Annotated in this window: 16 protein-coding genes and 1 pseudogene; 12 read left to right on the top strand and 5 right to left on the bottom strand. The window is 42.3% G+C overall.

From position 1 onward, the window contains the following. Positions 1–222: 222 nt before the first annotated feature. The 4 genes from H6G97_RS12135 (at position 223) to H6G97_RS12120 (ending at position 6677) form a co-directional block, all read left to right on the top strand. On the top strand, positions 223–1575 hold the full coding sequence (locus H6G97_RS12135; RefSeq protein WP_190940852.1) for a histidine phosphatase family protein: 1353 nt from the start codon (positions 223–225) through the stop codon (positions 1573–1575). Positions 1576–1736: 161 nt separating this feature from the next. Next, positions 1737–3050: a dihydroorotase gene (locus tag H6G97_RS12130; protein ID WP_190940851.1), complete on the top strand. Its 1314-nt coding sequence runs from the start codon at positions 1737–1739 to the stop codon at positions 3048–3050. Between the two features lie 1158 nt (positions 3051–4208). Beyond that, positions 4209–6185 carry an AMP-dependent synthetase/ligase gene (locus H6G97_RS12125; protein ID WP_190940850.1) on the top strand — a complete coding sequence of 659 codons (1977 nt, stop codon included), beginning with the start codon at positions 4209–4211 and terminating at the stop codon, positions 6183–6185. Positions 6186–6227: 42 nt separating this feature from the next. Next, positions 6228–6677 carry a YlqD family protein gene (locus H6G97_RS12120; RefSeq protein ID WP_069072569.1) on the top strand — a complete coding sequence of 150 codons (450 nt, stop codon included), beginning with the start codon at positions 6228–6230 and terminating at the stop codon, positions 6675–6677. A gap of 55 nt (positions 6678–6732) precedes the next feature. Here H6G97_RS12120 and H6G97_RS12115 read toward each other — a convergent pair whose 3' ends face one another. Next, positions 6733–7251 carry a hypothetical protein gene (locus H6G97_RS12115; protein ID WP_190940849.1) on the bottom strand — a complete coding sequence of 173 codons (519 nt, stop codon included), beginning with the start codon at positions 7249–7251 and terminating at the stop codon, positions 6733–6735. A gap of 499 nt (positions 7252–7750) precedes the next feature. Between H6G97_RS12115 and H6G97_RS12110 the strand changes: the two genes are divergently transcribed. Continuing rightward, a complete protein-coding gene (locus H6G97_RS12110; protein WP_190940848.1) occupies positions 7751–9052 on the top strand; it encodes a dihydrolipoamide acetyltransferase family protein in 1302 nt (433 codons plus the stop codon). A gap of 190 nt (positions 9053–9242) precedes the next feature. On the opposite strand, the gene H6G97_RS12105 is transcribed toward H6G97_RS12110, so the two are convergent. The 3 genes from H6G97_RS12105 to nfi form a co-directional block, all read right to left on the bottom strand. Beyond that, a complete protein-coding gene (locus H6G97_RS12105; protein WP_190940847.1) occupies positions 9243–11198 on the bottom strand; it encodes an FHA domain-containing protein in 1956 nt (651 codons plus the stop codon). Positions 11199–11356: 158 nt separating this feature from the next. Then, entirely contained in the window at positions 11357–11908 is a 552-nt protein-coding gene (locus H6G97_RS12100; protein ID WP_190940846.1) for an FHA domain-containing protein, read from the bottom strand. Positions 11909–11990: 82 nt separating this feature from the next. Then, complete coding sequence (gene nfi / locus H6G97_RS12095; protein WP_190940845.1) at positions 11991–12656, bottom strand: deoxyribonuclease V; 666 nt, start codon at positions 12654–12656, stop codon at positions 11991–11993. Positions 12657–12902: 246 nt separating this feature from the next. Here nfi and H6G97_RS12090 point away from each other — a divergent pair, with 246 nt between their 5' ends. The 6 genes and pseudogenes from H6G97_RS12090 (at position 12903) to H6G97_RS12070 (ending at position 17290) form a co-directional block, all read left to right on the top strand. Beyond that, complete coding sequence (locus H6G97_RS12090; RefSeq protein ID WP_190940844.1) at positions 12903–13424, top strand: hypothetical protein; 522 nt, start codon at positions 12903–12905, stop codon at positions 13422–13424. A 175-nt stretch (positions 13425–13599) separates the two neighbouring features. Next, positions 13600–14754: a hypothetical protein gene (locus H6G97_RS12085; RefSeq protein ID WP_190940843.1), complete on the top strand. Its 1155-nt coding sequence runs from the start codon at positions 13600–13602 to the stop codon at positions 14752–14754. Continuing rightward, positions 14723–14854 carry a hypothetical protein gene (locus tag H6G97_RS54735; RefSeq protein ID WP_277883291.1) on the top strand — a complete coding sequence of 44 codons (132 nt, stop codon included), beginning with the start codon at positions 14723–14725 and terminating at the stop codon, positions 14852–14854. Before H6G97_RS12085 ends, H6G97_RS54735 begins: the two co-directional genes overlap by 32 nt. Before the next feature lie 3 nt (positions 14855–14857). Then, positions 14858–16045, top strand: coding sequence for a tetratricopeptide repeat protein (locus H6G97_RS12080; RefSeq protein WP_190940842.1), 1188 nt, complete (start codon positions 14858–14860; stop codon positions 16043–16045). An 82-nt stretch (positions 16046–16127) separates the two neighbouring features. Further along, positions 16128–16695, top strand: a pseudogene (locus H6G97_RS12075) (Uma2 family endonuclease). Between the two features lie 337 nt (positions 16696–17032). Then, positions 17033–17290 carry a helix-turn-helix domain-containing protein gene (locus H6G97_RS12070; protein WP_199349354.1) on the top strand — a complete coding sequence of 86 codons (258 nt, stop codon included), beginning with the start codon at positions 17033–17035 and terminating at the stop codon, positions 17288–17290. Positions 17291–17671: 381 nt separating this feature from the next. Here H6G97_RS12070 and H6G97_RS12065 read toward each other — a convergent pair whose 3' ends face one another. Further along, positions 17672–18838 carry a pyridoxal phosphate-dependent aminotransferase gene (locus H6G97_RS12065; RefSeq protein ID WP_190940841.1) on the bottom strand — a complete coding sequence of 389 codons (1167 nt, stop codon included), beginning with the start codon at positions 18836–18838 and terminating at the stop codon, positions 17672–17674. A 225-nt stretch (positions 18839–19063) separates the two neighbouring features. Between H6G97_RS12065 and H6G97_RS12060 the strand changes: the two genes are divergently transcribed. Then, on the top strand, positions 19064–19732 hold the full coding sequence (locus H6G97_RS12060; protein WP_190940840.1) for a ribonuclease T2 family protein: 669 nt from the start codon (positions 19064–19066) through the stop codon (positions 19730–19732). The last annotated feature ends 116 nt before the right edge of the window (positions 19733–19848 follow it).

Genomic DNA, 19848 nt, shown 5'->3' with positions numbered 1-19848 from the left:
GGTTTCAAGCCCCTAAATTTATTTATGCCCAAAAGTAAAAATATTTATTTCAAGACGCGCAGCGCGAGAAATAATGCGTCCTTATTTCAGAGCCAATACATTTATCTATAGGGTTCTCCCCCTGCCCTTTTCCTCTTTTTGACTAAATCTGCCTTCCTGAATCGCTAAATGTGCAATCATTTTGCAGTAAAATTAATCGTCTAGATAGAGGAGGGCTTTGCGATGACTCGTGTCATCATTGTACGCCACGGTCAAAGTGGTTATAACACCGAGCGGCGTATTCAGGGACGTACTGATGCGTCAACATTAACCGAAAAAGGTCGTAACGATGCCAGTAAGGTAGGCAAAGCCCTCAGCAATATTTTATTTAATGCGATTTACAGCAGTCCCCTGCAACGAGCGAAACACACAGCAGATATTATCCATAGTGAGTTAGCTACTCATCCTGAACAATTTGCTGTAATCCAAGTTTCTGATTTGCTGCTAGAAATTGACCTACCTTTATGGGAAGCATTATTGACTGCTGAAGTCAAGCAGAAATTTGCCGAAGACTACCGCACTTGGCATCAACGCCCCGACGAACTGCGGATGGTGCTTAATGATGCACAAGGGACAAGAGAACATTTTCCTGTTCTTGCTTTATACGAACAAGCACGGCATTTTTGGCAAGAAACGTTGTCTCAACATCAAGGCGAAACTATTCTTATAGTGGGACATAACGGAATTAATCGCGCCCTGATTAGCACAGCCTTGGGAATTCCTGCAAGTCGCTACCATTCAATACAGCAATCTAACTGTGGCATTACCGTACTAAATTTTGCTGGAGGATTGGGCGAACCAGTCCAACTAGAATCCTTAAATCAGACGCAACACACTGGGGAAAGTCTACCCTCATTGCGACCGGATCATCAAGGAGTACGATTGTTGCTAGTGCGTCACGGTGAAACTGAATGGAATCGCCAAACCAGGTTTCAAGGGCAAATTGATGTCCCCCTGAATGACAACGGTAGACAACAGTCGCAAAAAGCAGGCAAATTTCTCCAAGAGGTAGAAATTGATTTTGCTGTAAGTAGCACAATGCTGCGTCCTAAAGAAACAGCAGAGATTATTTTAAAACAACATCCCAATGTCAAGTTAGAACTGCAAGATGGTTTAAGAGAAATCAGTCACGGACTCTGGGAAGGGAAATTAGAAATAGAAATAGAGCAAGAGTTTCCCGGAGAATTGCAGCGCTGGCGGATAGTACCGACGCAAGTGCAAATGCCTGAAGGAGAAAATTTGCAACAAGTGTGGGAGCGTAGCGTTGCAGCTTGGCAATCAATTTTGCAAACAGCATCAACTAATCAATTCAAAACTGTATTAGTAGTAGCTCATGATGCTACTAACAAAACATTGCTTTGTCACATACTAGGTTTATCGCTAGAAAATTTCTGGAGTTTTCGTCAGGGTAATGGCGCAGTTAGCGTTATCGATTACCCTTCGGGAATCGATGGTTTACCAGTATTGCAAGCAATGAACATTACCGCTCACTTTGGTGGAGGGGTACTAGATAAAACAGCAGCAGGAGCATTGTGATAAAGAGACGCGATTAATCGCGTTTGTACAAGAGAGACGCGATTAATCGCGTCTGAAGAATAAAGTTAGAAGCGAGGAATTAGAAGTGAGGAATTAAGGTTAGAAGCAATGACACAAATAACTCATAACTCCTAACCCCTAACTCATAACTAAAAACTTTTATGACTGAACTGCTGCAAAAAGTACGGGTAATTGACCCAGTTTCGGAAATTGACGAACAATTTGATGTGCTAATTGCTGATGGTTATATCCAAACAGTGGCGTCGCACATTTCTGACATTAGTTCTGATACTCAAATCAGAGATTGTCAGGGATTAGTTCTTGGCCCTGGTTTAGTGGATTTGTATAGCCACGCTGGTGAGCCTGGTTTTGAAGAACGAGAAACTCTCTTGTCTTTTTTACAAGCTGCTGCTGCTGGTGGCTTTACCAGAGCTAGCATCTTACCCGATACATCCCCGGCTATTGATAACCCTGCACTTGTAGCACAGTTGCAGCAGAAGAGACACGGGGAGATAAGGAAGAAAGAACAAATTAATTCGGCTCCCCCTGCCTCCCCTGCTCCCCCTACCTCTCCTCTCCCCCTGCTTCATATCTGGGGTGCTATTACCTTAGATGTTGCTGGGAAGCAAATGACGGAATTGGCGGATTTAGCGTCTGCTGGGGTTGTTGGTTTTACAGATGGCAAGCCTTTAGAAAATTTGGCGTTGGTGCGGGGAGTGTTAGAGTATATCCAACCGTCGGGCAAACCAGTCGCATTTTGGCCTAGCGATCGCCACTTAGCAGCAAATGGTGTAATGAGAGAAGGGTCAAATGCTCTCCGTTTCGGTTTACCCCCAATACCCGCCAGCGCTGAAACTACTGCGATCGCAGCAATGCTAGAATTAGTTGCAGCTATAGGTACACCAGTCCATATCATGCGTGTCTCCACAGCTCGCGGCGTGGAATTAATCGCTTCAGCCAAGGCTGCTGGTTTACCCATCACCGCCAGCACCACTTGGATGCACCTTTTACTTGATACAAAAGCAGTTAAAAGTTATCACACCAGCTTGCATTTAGACCCACCTTTAGGAAATCCTAGTGATGTGGTGGCGTTGCGTGCAGGAGTACGGGCGGGTGTGATTGATGCGATCGCTATTGACCACACACCCTATAGCTACGAAGAAAAAGTCCAAGCTTTTGCCGAAGCACCAGCTGGGGCAATTGGTTTAGAGTTAGCATTACCACTGCTGTGGCAATATCTCGTTGAAACTGAAGAATTTACAGCTTTAGAATTATGGCGTGCATTGAGTACCCATCCAGCTGAGTGTTTAGGGCAGAAAGTAAGTGCGATTTTACCTCATCAACCAGCAGAACTTACTTTATTTGATCCTCAGCAAACCTGGAAAGTTGAACGGAAAAGTCTTTATACACTTTCACAAAACACACCTTGGTTAGGGCAACAGTTGAAGGGTCGTGTTGTCAAAACTTGGTGTTGAAAAAGAAGGAGTCAGAATTCAGAATTCAAAATACCCCAGCAGTCAAGTCAGGGCAAAGAGTCACGGAAAGAATTTAATATCACCCGCGTTTACAGCAGTTTTCATGTATTTGAACCACATCTGTCGTAGGGGCGCAAGGCCTTGCGCCCCTATCGTGTGGTCTATATTACTCTAATACCAATTCACGAAAATCCTGATACATATAGATTTATCGTAAGGGCATGGCAATGCCATCCCCCTATCAGAGTATCTGTATCATTATTAAAGTGAAATGGTATAAGAGGATGTTTGAAAAGTCCTCTTCTTGATAACAAAACGTTTAGATCCCCCTAAATCCACGCCAGTTGCTCATGGGGGAAACCCCCAAGACCGCACTGGCTCCCCTTAAAAAGGGGGACTTTGAAGGGCTTTTGCCCCCCTTTTTAAGGGCGGTTAGGGGGGATTCAGTGAGTGCCTAAAATCACAGCCAACTACTTTTCAAACAACCTCTAAACCCCGATTCTCTATCCAGTCCCACGAATCCACTCTCAATTCAGGCGGATTTGTTCTGAATTCTTCTTCAGTAAAATAAGAAGTTGTATAAGAATGAATATGTATTGAAGAGTTAATTCAATAGATAATCGTCACAAATACTAAGGAGTTTTTACTTGCAAACAGTCCATCAATTCGGAGAACATTTGGAACAAAAATCAGGACTGAATTTACAGTATTGTTTACCTGTCAACTCGTAAACTGTACAATACGGAAAACTCGTACTTTCAACTTTGGTTGCCTGTAAATTAGAACTATTCGGCAACGCTTCAGTAAGTTTGGTTTTATTAGCTAGAAAGATAGCTAAAAGCTTAGGCAACGCTATGCAAGCAGCAATATTGAGTAGCGTTAGCAATATAGCGTCTATAAAATTCATAGGTAATCATCATCCTGTGAAAAATAGGCGTAGGCGTAGCCCGTCGTAGACATCGCTGTTATTAGATGCAAAGGCAATCATTGCTTGCAATCTATGTAAATTAAATTTAACATAAATTTTTGTAAATATAAACGTGGATTTCCTGGAATTATCATACACCGAGGGGAATGTGGATAATAAGGACGGTTATTGTAGCAGAATAACAAAATAAACTGGAAAACGATCAGTCTACAATATTTAAATAAGGTGTTATGTCAAAAACCAAATCCGCATCTTGTTTTTTAGCTAACATCAGCGATCAAGAACGGCAGTTATTAAAGCGGGTGGTAGATTACACAAATGTGGAATCGCTGCCAGAAATTTGGCCTTTGGCAGCTCAACGATTTGGTGATGTTGTCGCCCTCCGCAGTCCTCACAGTAAACCAGAAGTAGTGATTACTTATGCCCAGCTAGCCAAGCAAATACAACTATTTGCTTCTGGGTTACAGGTGTTGGGAATAAAGTTAGGCGATCGCATTTCCCTAATTGCTGATAATAGTCCTCGCTGGTTTATTGCCGATCAAGGCATCATGACTGCTGGAGGCGTTGATGCGGTGCGTAGTTCCCAAGCGGAAAAAGAAGAACTGCTGTTTATCATCGCTAATAGCGGCAGTACAGCGATCATCGTTGAGGATTTAAAAACACTTAAAAAACTAGAAGACCGTCTCAAAGATTTACCAATTCAAGCGGTAATCTTACTTTCCGATGAAGCACCACCAACGGACGGTACCTTAAAGGTACTGAATTTTACACAGTTGTTAGAAATTGGGAAAAATCATAATTTTGTGCCAGTCAAGCAAAATCGTGATGCCCTAGCAACCCTAATTTATACCTCTGGCACTACGGGCAAACCCAAGGGTGTAATGCTGTCTTATAGCAACTTGATGCACCAAGTAATAACCTTTGGCACAGTATTGCAACCAAATGCAGGCGATATCGTTCTCAGCATTCTACCTTCGTGGCATAGCTACGAACGAACTGTTGAATATTACCTACTATCTCAAGGTTGTACGCAAGTTTATACTAATTTGCGCTCCGTCAAAGCGGATTTGAGACAATTTAAACCCAACTACATGGTGGGTGTACCCCGCCTGTGGGAATCGATTTATGAAGGAGTGCAAAAGCAGTTCCGCGAACAACCAGCGAATAAGCAACGCTTAATTAACTTTTTATTGGGCAATAGCGAGAAATATATCAAAGCACGGCGAATTGCTCAAGGATTGAATTTAAATAATCTTCATGCTTCAGCCGCCGAACGATTAGCAGCTAAGATACAAGCATCGGCTTTATTACCCCTCCATGCCTTGGGAGAACGACTGGTTTATGCCAAAGTGCGCGAAGCCACAGGAGGACAAGTTAAGCAGATGATTAGCGGCGGCGGTGCGCTTCCCAGACACATCGATAATTTCTTTGAAATTATTGGTGTGCAGATTTTGCAAGGCTATGGCTTGACAGAAACCTCTCCTGTTACCCATGTACGGCGTCCTTGGCGGAATTTGATTGGCGCATCAGGGCTACCACTTCCGGCAACAGAAGCTAAAATTGTCGATCCGGAAACAAAAGCGCCTTTACCAATAGAGAAGCGAGGCTTAGTATTGTTGAGGGGGCCGCAGATTATGCAAGGCTATTACCAAAATCCCGAAGCGACAGCGAAAGCAATTGATGCTGAAGGTTGGTTTGATAGCGGCGATTTGGGTTGGCTGACACCACAAGATGACTTAGTGCTGACTGGTAGGGCGAAGGATACGATTGTATTGACTAACGGGGAAAACATCGAACCGCAGCCAATTGAAGATGCCTGTTTGCGATCGCCATACATCGATCAAATTATGCTCATCGGTCAAGATCAGCGCAGCCTGGGAGCCTTAATCGTCCCCAATGTCGAAGCCCTAGAAAAATGGGCAGCAAGCCAGAATCTGATACTGGATACGCAGAATAATCAGGTGATTTCCTCACCTAGTCAAAAAATTGACTTGGAGAGTAGAATAATCCAGGATTTATTTCGCCAAGAATTGAATCGGGAAGTGCAAAATCGTCCAGGTTATCGACCGGATGACCGCATCGGAACATTCAAACTCATTCTGGAACCGTTTTCAATGGAAAATGGTTTGATGACACAAACCCTGAAAGTTCGACGACACGTCGTCACGGAACGTTATCACGATATTATTGACGGCATGTTTGCCTGATGATTCCACCTGCTAACTGTAAAGAGTGAACGTGAAATATTTATGGATGTCTCCAAATCTAACTTGCTCCTGAAACGCGTCGTCAACGTCAAAGTAATTGTAACTCCTCTCTGGAAAGAGGAAGTACAACAGCAGTTGCAAACGCAGATTAATCAACTCGATCAGCAACTGCAACAGCTAGACGTTGAAGGACAAAGAGCGATCGCGGCAATTCAAAAGCAGAGTCTGCAACCACCTGGCCCCCAGACCCTCCAACAAATTGACAATATCCAACTCCAAGTCAATCAAAAGAAGAGTGAATTTCTAGAACAGAAAAATCAATTGCTGCAAAACCTCCAGCAAGTGCAATTTCTTCAACAGGATCAAGAAGTCAACCAATTCCAAATGGAAGGCTTTTTTCGGGTAGAAACCGGTGATAACTTAATTAGCAAAATGCAGGTTGAAATCGTTCTGCGTGATGGCGTTGTCGAAGAAATTCGCGGCGACATTTAACTTTGTCTTTTGTCATTTGTCATTTGTCATTTGTTTTATGACCAATAGTCAATGACTAATGACAGATGTGATTTAAGTTAGTGTGGGGGCGGCTCCCAGCCCAACATTCTACCTGGGAGCCAGCCCAAACAATTTGCCACACTGGAGGAGAGCTAACAAAAAGCGATCGCCCAAAGGTGGTCATCTCAACTCGATATTTAACTGTATCAACTGAATCATCACCCGGCTTGATTTGCGTAATTGTCACAAGGGCCTGATTTCGTTGCGGATAAGCTACCTCTACCTTTCGCGTTCCTACTACTATGTCCTCAAAAGCATTCAAGGCGAGGGTAGCAGGATCGCTACCTTGGAGAGATGAGTTAATCTGTTCTAAAGGTATAGTTTTATAATCGGAACGCTCTGAGTATGCCACAACCTCTTGAGACTGATGTATTGTTCCCACCTGCTGGGTTTGCCCATCATTAATCTCAACAATTGGTGCAGATGGCTGGACCTGAATCATATAAACTCCAGCGCCAGCTGTGGCAAAGATACTTAGTATCACAATTAAAAAGAATTTCAACTTTGCCGACATAAAAGTAAACAGGAATTTCAAATAGGTTTATTACCAATTTTGAATTCTAGATTGAACTGGATTGCACATCCTCTACCTGTGAGAAGCACTTATATCTTAAGTAGTAGTTATGAGGAATATAAATAGCAATCCCATTTAATCTGTGAGAAACTCGTGGTAGTTTTTGCAAGTCAACGATTATAGGATTCCGATTTATTCCTGAATCACTCGTAGAGAGAGGGAACAGGGAATAGGGAATAGTACTGAGTTTTGTTCAAAAATCAAGTAAAAGTCCTATAAAACGAGATCGAGATATTGGCTAACCATTGAGGATAGCTGTGTATTATAGACCTCTAAGCCATATTTAGGTTCCTAGAGTATTAGTCGTCTGTTAAAATCTAATCCCCAACTCCCAACCCCCAACCTAAAATATAAACAGCCTAAAACTCTCCTACCAAGATACAATTCGATCTGACAAAAGCTGTTAAAGTCCATAAACCATTGATTTCCTAACCACCCTATGAGCATTCACGAAGTATTTATGCCGGCGCTGAGTTCCACCATGACGGAAGGCAAAATCGTTTCCTGGGTGAAATCGCCAGGGGACAAAGTGGAAAAAGGCGAAACAGTGGTGGTTGTAGAGTCAGATAAGGCAGATATGGATGTAGAAACCTTTTACGAAGGCTTTCTTGCCCATATCATAGTTGAAGCTGGTGAAACTGCCCCGGTAGGATCTGCGATCGCCTTCATCGCCGAAACGGAAGCTGAAATTGAACAGGCGAAATCTCTTGCCAATTCCGGCGGCGCGGCTGCTACTACTACCTCTTCCCCTGAACCAATCCCTGCCACAGCTACAGCCGCAACACCTGCCTTAGCGTCTCAAAACGGGTCTAACCACAAAGAAGGAAGGCTCGTAGCTTCACCCCGTGCCCGCAAGTTAGCTAAAGAACTCAAAGTAGATTTAAGTACACTCCAAGGCAGTGGCCCCTACGGTCGCATTGTCGCCGAAGATGTAGAAGCATTGTCTAATAAGGGCAAACAACCCGCCCCTGCCCCAGTTGCCCCACCAGCACCTGTACCAACCAGCGCCCCAGTTGCACCCCCAGCACCTCAGACACCAGCACCCGCGCCAGTGGCGGCGGCTGTTCCTGGTCAAATCGTGCCTTTAACTACCTTCCAAAATGCTGTAGTGCGGAACATGGTAGCCACCATATCCGTGCCCGTCTTCCGTGTCGGTTATACAATTACCACCGATGGATTAGACAAACTTTATAAACAAATTAAATCCAAAGGCGTGACAATGACAGCGCTACTGGCGAAAGCTGTAGCGGTAACGTTGCAAAAACACCCATTGTTAAATGCTAGCTACTCAGACCAAGGTATTGTTTATCATTCTGATATCAACATTTCTGTAGCAGTAGCGATGGATGATGGCGGATTAATTACGCCTGTGCTGCAAAATGCAGATGCAGTGGATATATATTCTCTATCGCGTAATTGGAAGTCTTTGGTAGAACGTGCCAGAACCAAACAATTACAGCCTCAAGAATATAACAGTGGTACTTTTACCCTGTCCAATTTGGGGATGTTTGGCGTAGATAAATTTGATGCGATTTTACCGCCTGGACAAGGTTCAATTTTAGCGATCGGGGCATCCCGTCCGCAAGTGGTAGCAACACCCGACGGTTTATTTGGCGTGCGGCAACAAATGCAAGTCAATATTACTTCTGACCACCGCATTATATACGGTGCCCATGCTGCGGCGTTCTTGCAAGATTTAGCAAAATTGATTGAGACAAATCCTCAATCTTTGACACTATAGTTTTGATAAGACACCAAATTTAAGTGTTAGCGCTATCAGCGAATAGCAGTTTATCGTAGAGTAGCGCTAACAAAAACAACACCTAATACCAATTCGCAATTCGCAATTTGCAATGGGCTACGCCCCGCTGCGCTAACGCAATTACGTTTTGTAACGGGGATTTAGCTTGATTCCCCCCTGCCTCCTAATACTAAGGTGACTGATTTAACACCCACTTCAACCACTGTTGAAAGGAACTTATAATATTCAAACGATGGACTCCAGGCGCATGGGCAGCGGCCAGTCCATCAACGGCGACTAATGCGGCATACTGCAAACCTAAGAAACTATCAACTGCTGCATAAGGGCCACCCAAGGTAATAGCACCCGCAGCATACATTTGACCTCTATCACTACGCATTTCTATTAGTTCAAAATTGTTCGCTACAGTCAGTCGCCCCAGGTGGTTAACTGGGAGGTTGTAATGTTTTACCAAATCTGCTATTAGGGGATTAGCATCAACCTTGGCATCCAGTCCAGTAGCATCAACAATAAAATCAGCTAGTAATTTCATTTCCCCGAAGCTTTGCTCTCGGATATGGGTAATAGTTCGGTTTTGGGCATCTCGCTCCACATCCAGCACCTCACCGAATGTAATTTGATACCAGCCTTCGCTTAACCCTTGGGCGGTAATTTGCTGCCAGTCGTGACGGTCGGCGGTGGTAGTTCCACCCCAGTCTGCTAGTAAACGCTTGCGTTCGTCGGGAGTGGCTTTTTCTAACATGACCCGGAGTTCGCCGCCCCAACAGGCTTTGGGCCAGTTAAAGGGTTGGAATTCGTAATGATTTTTAACTAGGCGCGTGGCTTTTTGAAATTTGTTACCTTGGGGTTTAGGCGATCGCATTAAATGCAAAACTGCAATATTCCGATTTTGCTTTCTGGCTTCATAAATCCGCTGCACAATCCGCGAAGCCACAATTCCCCGCCCCCGAATCAACACGGTACCACCTTGTTGCTCTAGTTGCTCATAAACATGATCGTGAGCTTCATAAGCATTAACGACAGATTTAAAATCTTGATATTTTTCCCTATAAGCTTGCAAATCTGGCAAAAATTGAATGGCTGGATACCCAGTAGCTAAATGTAAATAACGACTAACTAAAAAAGCATAATTTCCTGGGCCGCGAGAATAGGCTACGCAATATCTCCCATCATCAGTTTTGCGAATTCCCCTAACTCGTCCATAGCGATAAATTTGATTCCAGCCAATGCGCTTTGCTTCCCTATCTATGGAATCAAAGACGTTACCCGCACGCGGAGTATAAGTTTCTGCAAATGTTGGTTCAGCAAACACTTGCCATAAATACTTAAATGCTGGGTTTATCTGTCCCTTGCTGAAATCGTGCCAAGCTTCACGTAAGGCATAACTAGGCCAGCCCCAAATATTATCAGGACAAGAATCAGAATTAGAACGCAGTCTTTCAGATAAGGGAATTTGCGAATTCAAACAGAGGCGCTTGTAACGAGCATAAGGTTCCGCCTCTAATCCCAAAGCTACAATTTTTTTAGCAGGTACACCGCTAATTCGCAATAAATCAGCCCAAACAAAGCTACCCAATCCCGCCCCGATCGCTAGATAATCAGATTCATCTACTGGTAATCCCGTAGCATGAAGTGCTTGCACAGCGACCTTTTGTGCCTGAAACGCTAATGGCGGGAAATTACTTGCCAAAGGCGTTAACGGCTGGATTACAGGCAACCTGGGGTCTGGGAGATTGGTATTTGGGTTGAAAAAAATTGTTGAAGGAGGGCTAGTATCTGGTGCGGGTACGTTAGCAGCAAATGTCACCGTTATTAAATAAGGGCCAATTTGCAATGTATCGCCATTAGCTAAGACACTGCGCGTTTGTGGTTGACCATTAACATACACACCGTTAACGCTACCTTGGTCAATCACTACTAAATGGTCTTGTTCCCAGTCAATTAGGGCATGGTAGCGAGAAACTTCATTGCTGTTAAGCAATATCCTAGAAACGCGCTGTCCATTAAATTCAGCAGGTAAGCGAGCGAATTCTCGGCCAAAAGCGATCGGCATATTTAACCTTGGTTCTCGCCGTTCACCCGTCGCTGGGTCGTCCCAACTCAATTGGATTTGTTCATTTGTCATTTGTCATTTGTCATTGGTCATTTGTACTGAGCGAAGTCGTTGGCGCAGCCTTTCGTAGAGAAGTATTGGGTATTAGTTATTTTTGCTTCCCCTGCCTCCCCTGCTCCCCCTGCTCCCCCTGCTCCCCCTGTTCCCCCTGCTCCCTCATCCCCCACTCCCTAATTACTCGGTGCTACCAACACACTCACAGCCGCAGCTAAAGATGTTCCACACCAACGACAGCCAATTTGTAGATTCTCTGCTGGGGAAACTTTATGACATTTGGGGCATTCTAAGCCATAAACTCCTGGTGGTGGTGCAGGGGGTATCGGTGAATGTTGGTGATGTCCGATATGTACTGGTGGATGGGGTGGCAGCAAAATTGTTACTGGAATGCTACCCATCGAAACCCTAGTAACATTGAGTTTGATTTGCCCCAAAGAGATACTACTGCCCTCAGTTAAAGGCATTTCACCTTGGACTAATTGCCGTCCATCGACAATGGGGGGATTTTGCGATCGCAAATTCCTGATATAAAAGCGTTGTTCTTGGTGATGAAAAAAGATTTCAACGTGCAGACCAGAGACAGTGAGATTACTCAGAACAATATCGCACCGGAGGGGGTCACGACCGATGCGGACAGTGCCAGGATTTTGACTTGGCTGTTGTTCGTAAATGTCCTGAGTTTTATGTTGACCTGCATCATGCCACTGTAAAGTTAGTGCGTTCATTAGCTACTTCAACTTCTTTCTGTGCGATTCCTAACATGATTTAATCGGTGCAAGCAAGTATTTAGAAAAAACTCAACAAGCTTTATTTCGCCGACGCTAATTTATCAGCAAGGCGTGTGGTTTCTGGCAGCCGATATTTGGTTATGCAGCGTAACACATAGTCAATCGCTGTCGGTAAACTAACTCGATGACCACTGGAAATGTACAGAGGTTTTACCCCTGTGCGCGATCGCAAAACTGCCCCAATAGTTTCACCCTTATATATCAGTGGTTGTCTGCTGCCTTTTGTTTTTGGCACTTCCTCATTCTTACCTACCAATTTTGACTTAGCTACACCAATTGTTGGCATATCTATAAGTAGCCCTAAATGGCTAGCTATACCTAATCTGCGGGGATGAGCAATTCCTTGACCATCACATAGGATAATATCTGGTGTTGTTTTAATCTTTTCTAAGGCATCGAGGACAGCTGGAATTTCCCGAAATGAGAGGAACCCAGGAACATAGGGAAAGGTTGTAGGACGGTGTACTAGGCTTGTCTCGATTACTTGCAAATCAGGAAAACTCAGTACTACGACAGCTGCACGGCTAATTGTTCCATTAGCTTCAAAACCCATATCTACTCCAGCAACGTACTGGATAGGTTCTTGCAGTTGATCGGACGTAATTACTTGATCTCGCAGTTTTTCTTGGATAACTATGGCTTCTGCCACTGTCGAGGGCCAAGCAGAATCTTGAGAAATCTTCATGTTTTGATTGGGAATTAAATTGATTAATATAAATCTTAGTAATTTAGCAAGCGGAGAAAAGAAACAGTAATTTTTGATATTGATACAAAAAAAGCATTTTTTGCAAAAGTCTATAATAGACTATATTTATACTAAATATTTTAACTTCAGTTATTTAATATTTTGCATCATAATGTTATTTAAGGCTGCCAAGAGGGAACCCTGAGAATATAAGTTTATTTTCCCAGATTTTCTCTTTTACTGGTTATGACACAGCCAAATATTCTCAAACTTGCTAAACAGGGAGATACCCAGGCGATCGCATCTCTGATGAATCGCCACCTACACCCGAAAGGGATCACTGCAAAAGTTACCTTTAAAGATGCTTGTTTAGAGGTAATACTAGAATCTGCCCAAGTTCCAAGTCAGCAGATTTTAATTCCATTTATCCACAAAGGGTTAACAGCTTTAGGGGCTACGTCTATTGAAATAGTGCAAGTTTATGGGCAACAAACGGGTAAGGAGTTTCCAGCTTGGAGTAAAGAGTTTAATTTAGGGATAGCAGAAGCTGAACTAGAAGCGGTAAATGATGAAGACTCTTCCAGTAATCCTCAACCCCTAACTATTTGTATTAACTTAAGCGGTGATAGCGCGCAGGGATTAACAAGCCAAGATTTTGAAATGATTGCTAATCAAATCAGTGCTGATATTTTATCATCTTGTTCTGATGTATTTATCCAAAAAGTAAGTATTAGTAATGGAAGTTCTGTGATTACAAAGGAACGTTAGGATTTAACTTACCGTGTAGATAATTAGTCTAAAAATAGAGTTTTTGCCAAAAATTTAATAAACTAAATAGAATTTTCAATATATAATTATCAAGATTTTTGAAAATGTTGGTTTTGCCTGTAAATAGGGAATATTAAGATGGACAATAGTTTATCTTTTTTTGTATTTACTGGTTATGAAACAGCCGAGCCTTCAGGAAGTTAGTAAGCAAAAACTACAAAAGCTTTACTGGCCTTTATGGTTTCCTTATCCTAGTTCTTGGTTAAAAGCATTGATTTTAAATCTATTTTTGAGCGTTATTATATTTGTACTCAATAATCCTGGAAAGGTAGGCTATCGTATCGTCTATTTTGTAAAAAGTCCCGAATTACTTGTTACATTTACAATATTTTTACTCCTATCTCCAATTCCTATCATTTCTTTTACTCACCACTTCTTACACTTACTCATTAGTCGGTTTATATCAGAAATTCAGGCACCAGAAATAGGTAGAACACAGGGATTTTTCCCAGGAATAATGAGTTGGTGGGAAGGATTGTACGCTTGGCTTGTGATTGCATTTTCTACACTAATAGCAGTTTTGTTTTCTACAATACTTCTACCATTGTTTAATTTTAGCTATGCCAGACTAATTGAATACTATGCACAAATACAAAATAATATAATAGTAATATTTAGCCTGTTCCAGATTTCTAGTATGGCACTAATTTACCAAATTCAATATTTGGTAAGATGCAGAATACTATCTATCTATTCTGGCACTAAAAGAACAGATGCAAGTAAACCCAATACTGATTTAAATACAGATCAAGAACTTAATAAGTTACGTGGAGAAATGGGTTTACACAAAATGAAATCAAATATTCCTTTGAATATTCAAGAAACTCCAATTATCAATACCAGACATAAATATCATAATTTAAATAAAAAATGGCTGCTAATTTTTTTGATATTTGCAATTGCTATATTAATATACTTTTCTTCCAAATCCGGAGAAATACTTACCTTTAACTCTAAAATTCCAACTCAAATACCATCAAAGTCTATATTAGCTACACCCTCAGCAGTGATTTCTGAACCTCCGACTGTGTTACTTGAAACTGATACATTCCGAGAGGCAGTAAGTAAAGCAATGAATGCAGCTAATCTTACTCAATCAGCAAAATCTCCAGATGAGTGGAAAATAGTTGTAGCTCAATGGGAAGCTGCGATCGCACTTATGAAAAGTGTGCCATCTTCTAGCCCAAATTATCTAGTGGCTCAACAAAAAATTAAAGAATATCAGAAAAATTTCGACTATGCTGAAAAAAACTCCTTTGTTAGTAAGTAAAGCGATCGCACCTCAAAGTTACACTAGAAAAAGTAGTGCGATCGCCGATGCGATCAACCGTCCATTACAAGCGAACTTATTCCCCACTCCCAATTTTTAAATTATGAGTTTGAGTCTGTGCATGATTGTGAAAAATGAAGCCGCAACACTGCCTAAATGCCTGAACAGTGTAAGAATTGTGGTGGATGAAATGGTAGTATTAGACACAGGCTCAATCGATCGCACTCCCAATATTGCCCAAGAACTTGGTGCAAAAGTCTATCATTTTAAATGGTGTAATGATTTCAGTGCTGCCCGTAATGCAGCTTTAAAATATGTTACTAGTGATTGGATTTTGGTATTAGATGCTGATGAAACTCTAGCTTCAGAAATTGTACCGCAGTTACGAGAGGCGATCGCTACAGATGAATACCTGCTCATCAACCTCGTCCGCCAGGAAGTTGGCGCAGAACAATCTCCCTATTCTTTGGTTTCCAGGCTATTCCGCAATCATCCAGATATTCGTTTTGACCGTCCTTACCATGCCTTAATAGATGATAGCGTGGCAGCAATTTTAACTAAAGAACCCCATTGGCAAATAGGTTATTTACCTGGAGTGGCACTTGTACACACAGGATATCAAAAAAGTGCGATCGCTCAAAATAACAAATATGCCAAAGCAGCTACGGCGATGGAAGGGTTTTTTGCGACTCATCCTGATGACCCCTATGTTTGCAGCAAATTAGGGGCATTGTATGTAGAAACTGGGAAAATTACCCAAGGTATGGAGTTGCTGAGACGAGGAATCACGGTTGCTGAAGAAAACTACGATATTTTATATGAACTCCACTATCATTTAGGCATTGCCTACAGTCGGTTGCAAAAATCTCCACAGGCTATTTCTCACTATCAAGCTGCCATCAAATTGCCAATTTATCCCATGCTCAAACTAGGAGCATACAACAACTTGGGTAACTTACTCAAAGCAGCAGGAGATTTAAACGGTGCGAAAACTGCTTATGCCACAGCTTTGAAAATTGACCCTACTTTTGTTGTTGGACATTATAATTTGGCGATGACATTTAAGGCTTTGGGTTTATTTGCAGATGCGATCGTATATTATCAACATGCAATCACCTTAAATCCCAACTATGCCGAAGCGTATCAAAATTTAGGGGTAGTGTTGCTCAAAATTGGCAATCATCAAGATAGTTTAACAGCCTTTAAAAAAGCGATCGCCCTTCATGAAAGATATAATCCCGAAGAGGCGAAAAGACTACGCCAGGGGTTGCGAGAGATGGAGTTGATGTAGAGGTGAGGGGCATGGAGCATTGGGCATGGGAGAGAATGACAAATGACATTAGGATATTAGTATCAATATTTTAGAGGTTCCTATAAGCCAAACCATTGATGAACAGATACGCTGGACAAGCGCAGACTTAGAGTTATTGCCAGATAACAGTAATCGCCACGAAATTATCGATGGGGAATTATTTGTGACTAGGGCGCCGCATTGGGGACATCAAAAAGCTACTGGTAATTATTTATGCAGAATTAAGAACTTGGTCACTCTCAACAGGTCTTGGTGAGGCTGTACCAACACCGGGAATTATTTTTACTGATGCAGATAATGTTATTCCCGATGTGGTGTGGGTAAGTAAAGAACGCCTCGCCATCTTACTTGACAATGAAGGACATTTAACGGGAGCGCCAGAACTGGTTGTAGAAGTACTTTCTCCTGGAGTCCAAAACGAGCGAAGGAATCGTGAAGTCAAGCTAAAATTATATGCTTCTAGAGGAGTTCAAGAATATTGGATTTTGAACTGGCAATTACAACAGGTTGAAGTGTATCGCCGAGAAAAAGCAGTTCTGAAATTAGCGGCAACATTATTCGCAACAGATGACCTCTCTTCACCTCTGTTACCAAATTTTGTTTGCACTGTAGCGCAGTTGTTTGTGTAAATACGCGGAACTTCAAAAACTTTATGCTGGAAACACAAAACATGAGACTGAAGTATAGTTCAATACAGTTAACTTAACTGTATTGATTTATAGTCTCAAGACTTGCCTCTCCTAGTTCTCCCCGATTGTTACCTAATCTAAAAATATCAACCCAAAAGTTGAAATCAAAACTTTTGGCGGTATCAAACTTTTTAATATTTTATGAATAAAGAGACAAAGTTTTTTCGTATATTTTGTCATATTTGGTGGTCTTGGCAGCAATAACTGCCTTCACGGGCATAATTCTTTAAAGAATACGACAACCTAGATGCAATAAAGATTTGAAGGAGTAATACCTATGCTTGAAACCCATCTTATCCACACCGAAGCTGATTATCGTGCTGCACTTGATGAAATTGAAAGATTGTTTGATGCAGAACTAAATACACCAGAGTTTGACCGCTTGGAAGTTTTAACTACGCTTGTGAAAGCATACGAGCAAAGGTATTATCCAATCGAAGCACGAGATCCTATTGAAGCAATCTTATATTATCTTGAATCTCGTGAGTTATTTCTAGATGACATAGAGCCAATCAAACAAGCGATGTTTTACTAAAAAGCTCTGGAACTTGAGCTTCGGAACTTGGAACTTGAGCTTGAGAACTCGGAACTTGAACTTGAGAACTCGGAACTTGAACTTCGGAACTCGGAACTTGAACTTCGGAACTCGGAACTTGAACTTCGGAACATGAAACTTGAGCTTTGGAACTCGGAACTTGAGCTTCGGAACTCGGAACTTGAGCTTCGGAACTCGGAACTTGAGCTTTGGAACATGAAACTTGAGCTTTGGAACATGAAACTTGAGCTTCGGAACTCGGAACTTGAGCTTTGGAACACGGAATTTTAGAGTTTAAAAATAAACTCCACCTTTCTGAGTCGAAAAGGTGGAGTTAAAAAGTTTAAGAGTTAATAAATTCTCCTCACAAATGACAACCAACTAAATACACGACTTAACAAATTTTTCCAATCTATCCATTCCCTTTTCAATCGTCGCCATATCTGTGGCGTAGGAAAGGCGAATGTTGTCATCAGCGCCAAAAGCAATTCCGGGAATGACTGCAACTTGATGTTTTTCTAGCAAGGCATCACAAAATTCTAGGGATTTTAGACCGGTTTTGCTGATATCAGGGAACAGATAAAAAGCGCCATCTGGTGAGGCGGTACTCAATCCAGGGATGGCGTTGAGTCTGTCTAGCATTACCTGTCGGCGTTTGGCGAAGGCTTGGCGCATTTCTTCGACACAATCTTGAGAATTTTGTAGCGCTGCGATCGCACCATATTGAGCAAAGGTACACACGTTAGATGTACTATGCCCTTGGATGGAACTCGCTGCTTTAATGATTTCCACAGGCCCCGCTAAATAGCCGAGACGCCACCCAGTCATAGAATAAGCTTTCGCAAACCCATTACTAATCAAAGTGCGGTCAAAAATTTCCTTCCCAAGAGAACCGATGCTGATATGTTCTGCACCGTTGTAGAGAATCTTTTCGTAAATCTCATCAGAAACGACAAAGATATCTGCATCAACTACTACTTTTGCCAGTGCTTTGATTTCATCTGGCGTGTAAACCATCCCTGTGGGATTAGATGGAGAGTTGAGGATAAATAACTTTGTCTTCGGCGTGATTGTTTTACGGAGTTGTTCGGGAGTAATTTTATAACCCGTTGTTGCATCTGTTGGGACAATTACCGGAACTCCGCCAACCAAAGTCACCATTTCGGGATAACTTAGCCAGTAGGGTGCAGGGATAATTACCTCATCACCTGGATCGATCAGCGCCACCATTAAGTTGTAGAGAGAATGCTTGCCGCCATTGGTGACGATGACATTCTCAGACTTGTAATCAAGACCGTTATCAATTTTAAGCTTGTGGGCGATCGCTTCCCTTAACTTTGGTTCTCCGGCTGCTGCACCATACTTGGTTTTGCCTTCTTCCAAAGCTTTGACTGCTGCGGCTTTAATATGCGCTGGGGTATCAAAATCTGGTTCTCCAGCGCTAAAGCTACAAACATCTATTCCTTCTGCCTTCAGTGCCTTAGCCTTGGCTGCGATCGCTAAGGTTAATGAAGGTGTTACCTTACTTATTCTTGCTGCCAGCTTCATTCTTACTATTTTTGGCAAATCTTTCACTGATCTAAGGATATCCCAGAATCCCTACCAAGATTTGCTTTTCTGAATTCCTTGGGGATTGGGAAGGTGGGGCCCCCTCTGGAAATAAGGGGTAATGGGAAATGGGGACTGGGAAATAATTAATTTCTAAACCTTGATTATTGACTCTTAACAATGTATTGCATATAACTTTAGTTTTAATGGAAACTAACCGTTTATATGCAGATCAAGAAACTTTTTATCGCATCTTCTCTGTTAATTACTAGTTTTTTTATACCTAATGCGGCCATTGCTCAAAATCGCGGTACTCCGGGGAAATTTGATTTTTATATACTGACACTTTCTTGGTCGCCAGATTATTGTGCGACAAATAATACCCCTGACCCGCAGCAGTGCGCTTCTGGAAGGAAACTTGGTTTTGTACTACATGGTTTGTGGCCACAGTACCAAGTTGGTTATCCTGTTAATTGTTCCACGCAAAAATTGCCGTTAGAAGTAAAGCGGCGGTTTCCCAGTTTGTTTCCTAGCGCTAAACTTTACGATCATGAATGGGAAAAACATGGTACTTGTTCGGGGAAAACTCCTGCGGAATATTTGGCATTGAGTAAAAAATTAAAAGATGCGATCGCTATACCCGCAGCTTACAATCGTCCTGCGAAACCCGTGCGTACCACAATTACAAATTTTAAAAATTCGTTTGTGAGTGCTAATAATAAAATGACTCCTGATGGTATAGCACCTTTTTGTTCTGGTTCGGGAAGATTTTTGCGAGAAGTTTTCTTTTGCTCTTCCAAAAATGGTGAACCTCGTATTTGTAGCGCCGAGATTTTGAAGCGATCGCAAAAAAGTTGTGGTCAGCCAGATTTCTTACTGCGAAACGTTAGATAAGAATGGGGAATGGGAAATGGGGAATGGGGAATGGGGCATTGGGCATTAGTCATTTTTTCTTGCTCCCCCTGCTTCCTCTGCCTCCCCTGCTCCCCCTGCTCCCTCACTTCCCCACT

This window comes from Nostoc flagelliforme FACHB-838, assembly GCF_014698065.1.
GTDB lineage: Bacteria > Cyanobacteriota > Cyanobacteriia > Cyanobacteriales > Nostocaceae > Nostoc > Nostoc flagelliforme_B.
This window is presented reverse-complemented; position numbering and strand designations above follow the sequence as displayed.

Bases quoted from the DNA above. Each gene is read 5' to 3' on its own strand.
- H6G97_RS12090 (WP_190940844.1), top strand. From the start codon at position 12,903: ATGACACAGCCAAATATTCTCAAACTTGCTAAACAGGGAGATACCCAG.
- H6G97_RS12065 (WP_190940841.1), bottom strand. From the start codon at position 18,838: ATGAAGCTGGCAGCAAGAATAAGTAAGGTAACACCTTCATTAACCTTA.
- H6G97_RS12110 (WP_190940848.1), top strand. From the start codon at position 7,751: ATGAGCATTCACGAAGTATTTATGCCGGCGCTGAGTTCCACCATGACG.
- H6G97_RS54735 (WP_277883291.1), top strand. From the start codon at position 14,723: ATGCTGAAAAAAACTCCTTTGTTAGTAAGTAAAGCGATCGCACCTCAA.
- H6G97_RS12120 (WP_069072569.1), top strand. From the start codon at position 6,228: ATGGATGTCTCCAAATCTAACTTGCTCCTGAAACGCGTCGTCAACGTC.
- H6G97_RS12115 (WP_190940849.1), bottom strand. From the start codon at position 7,251: ATGTCGGCAAAGTTGAAATTCTTTTTAATTGTGATACTAAGTATCTTT.
- H6G97_RS12070 (WP_199349354.1), top strand. From the start codon at position 17,033: ATGCTTGAAACCCATCTTATCCACACCGAAGCTGATTATCGTGCTGCA.
- H6G97_RS12105 (WP_190940847.1), bottom strand. From the start codon at position 11,198: ATGACAAATGAACAAATCCAATTGAGTTGGGACGACCCAGCGACGGGT.
- H6G97_RS12060 (WP_190940840.1), top strand. From the start codon at position 19,064: ATGCAGATCAAGAAACTTTTTATCGCATCTTCTCTGTTAATTACTAGT.
- H6G97_RS12100 (WP_190940846.1), bottom strand. From the start codon at position 11,908: ATGAACGCACTAACTTTACAGTGGCATGATGCAGGTCAACATAAAACT.
- H6G97_RS12085 (WP_190940843.1), top strand. From the start codon at position 13,600: ATGAAACAGCCGAGCCTTCAGGAAGTTAGTAAGCAAAAACTACAAAAG.
- H6G97_RS12130 (WP_190940851.1), top strand. From the start codon at position 1,737: ATGACTGAACTGCTGCAAAAAGTACGGGTAATTGACCCAGTTTCGGAA.
- H6G97_RS12125 (WP_190940850.1), top strand. From the start codon at position 4,209: ATGTCAAAAACCAAATCCGCATCTTGTTTTTTAGCTAACATCAGCGAT.
- H6G97_RS12080 (WP_190940842.1), top strand. From the start codon at position 14,858: ATGAGTTTGAGTCTGTGCATGATTGTGAAAAATGAAGCCGCAACACTG.
- H6G97_RS12135 (WP_190940852.1), top strand. From the start codon at position 223: ATGACTCGTGTCATCATTGTACGCCACGGTCAAAGTGGTTATAACACC.
- nfi (WP_190940845.1), bottom strand. From the start codon at position 12,656: ATGAAGATTTCTCAAGATTCTGCTTGGCCCTCGACAGTGGCAGAAGCC.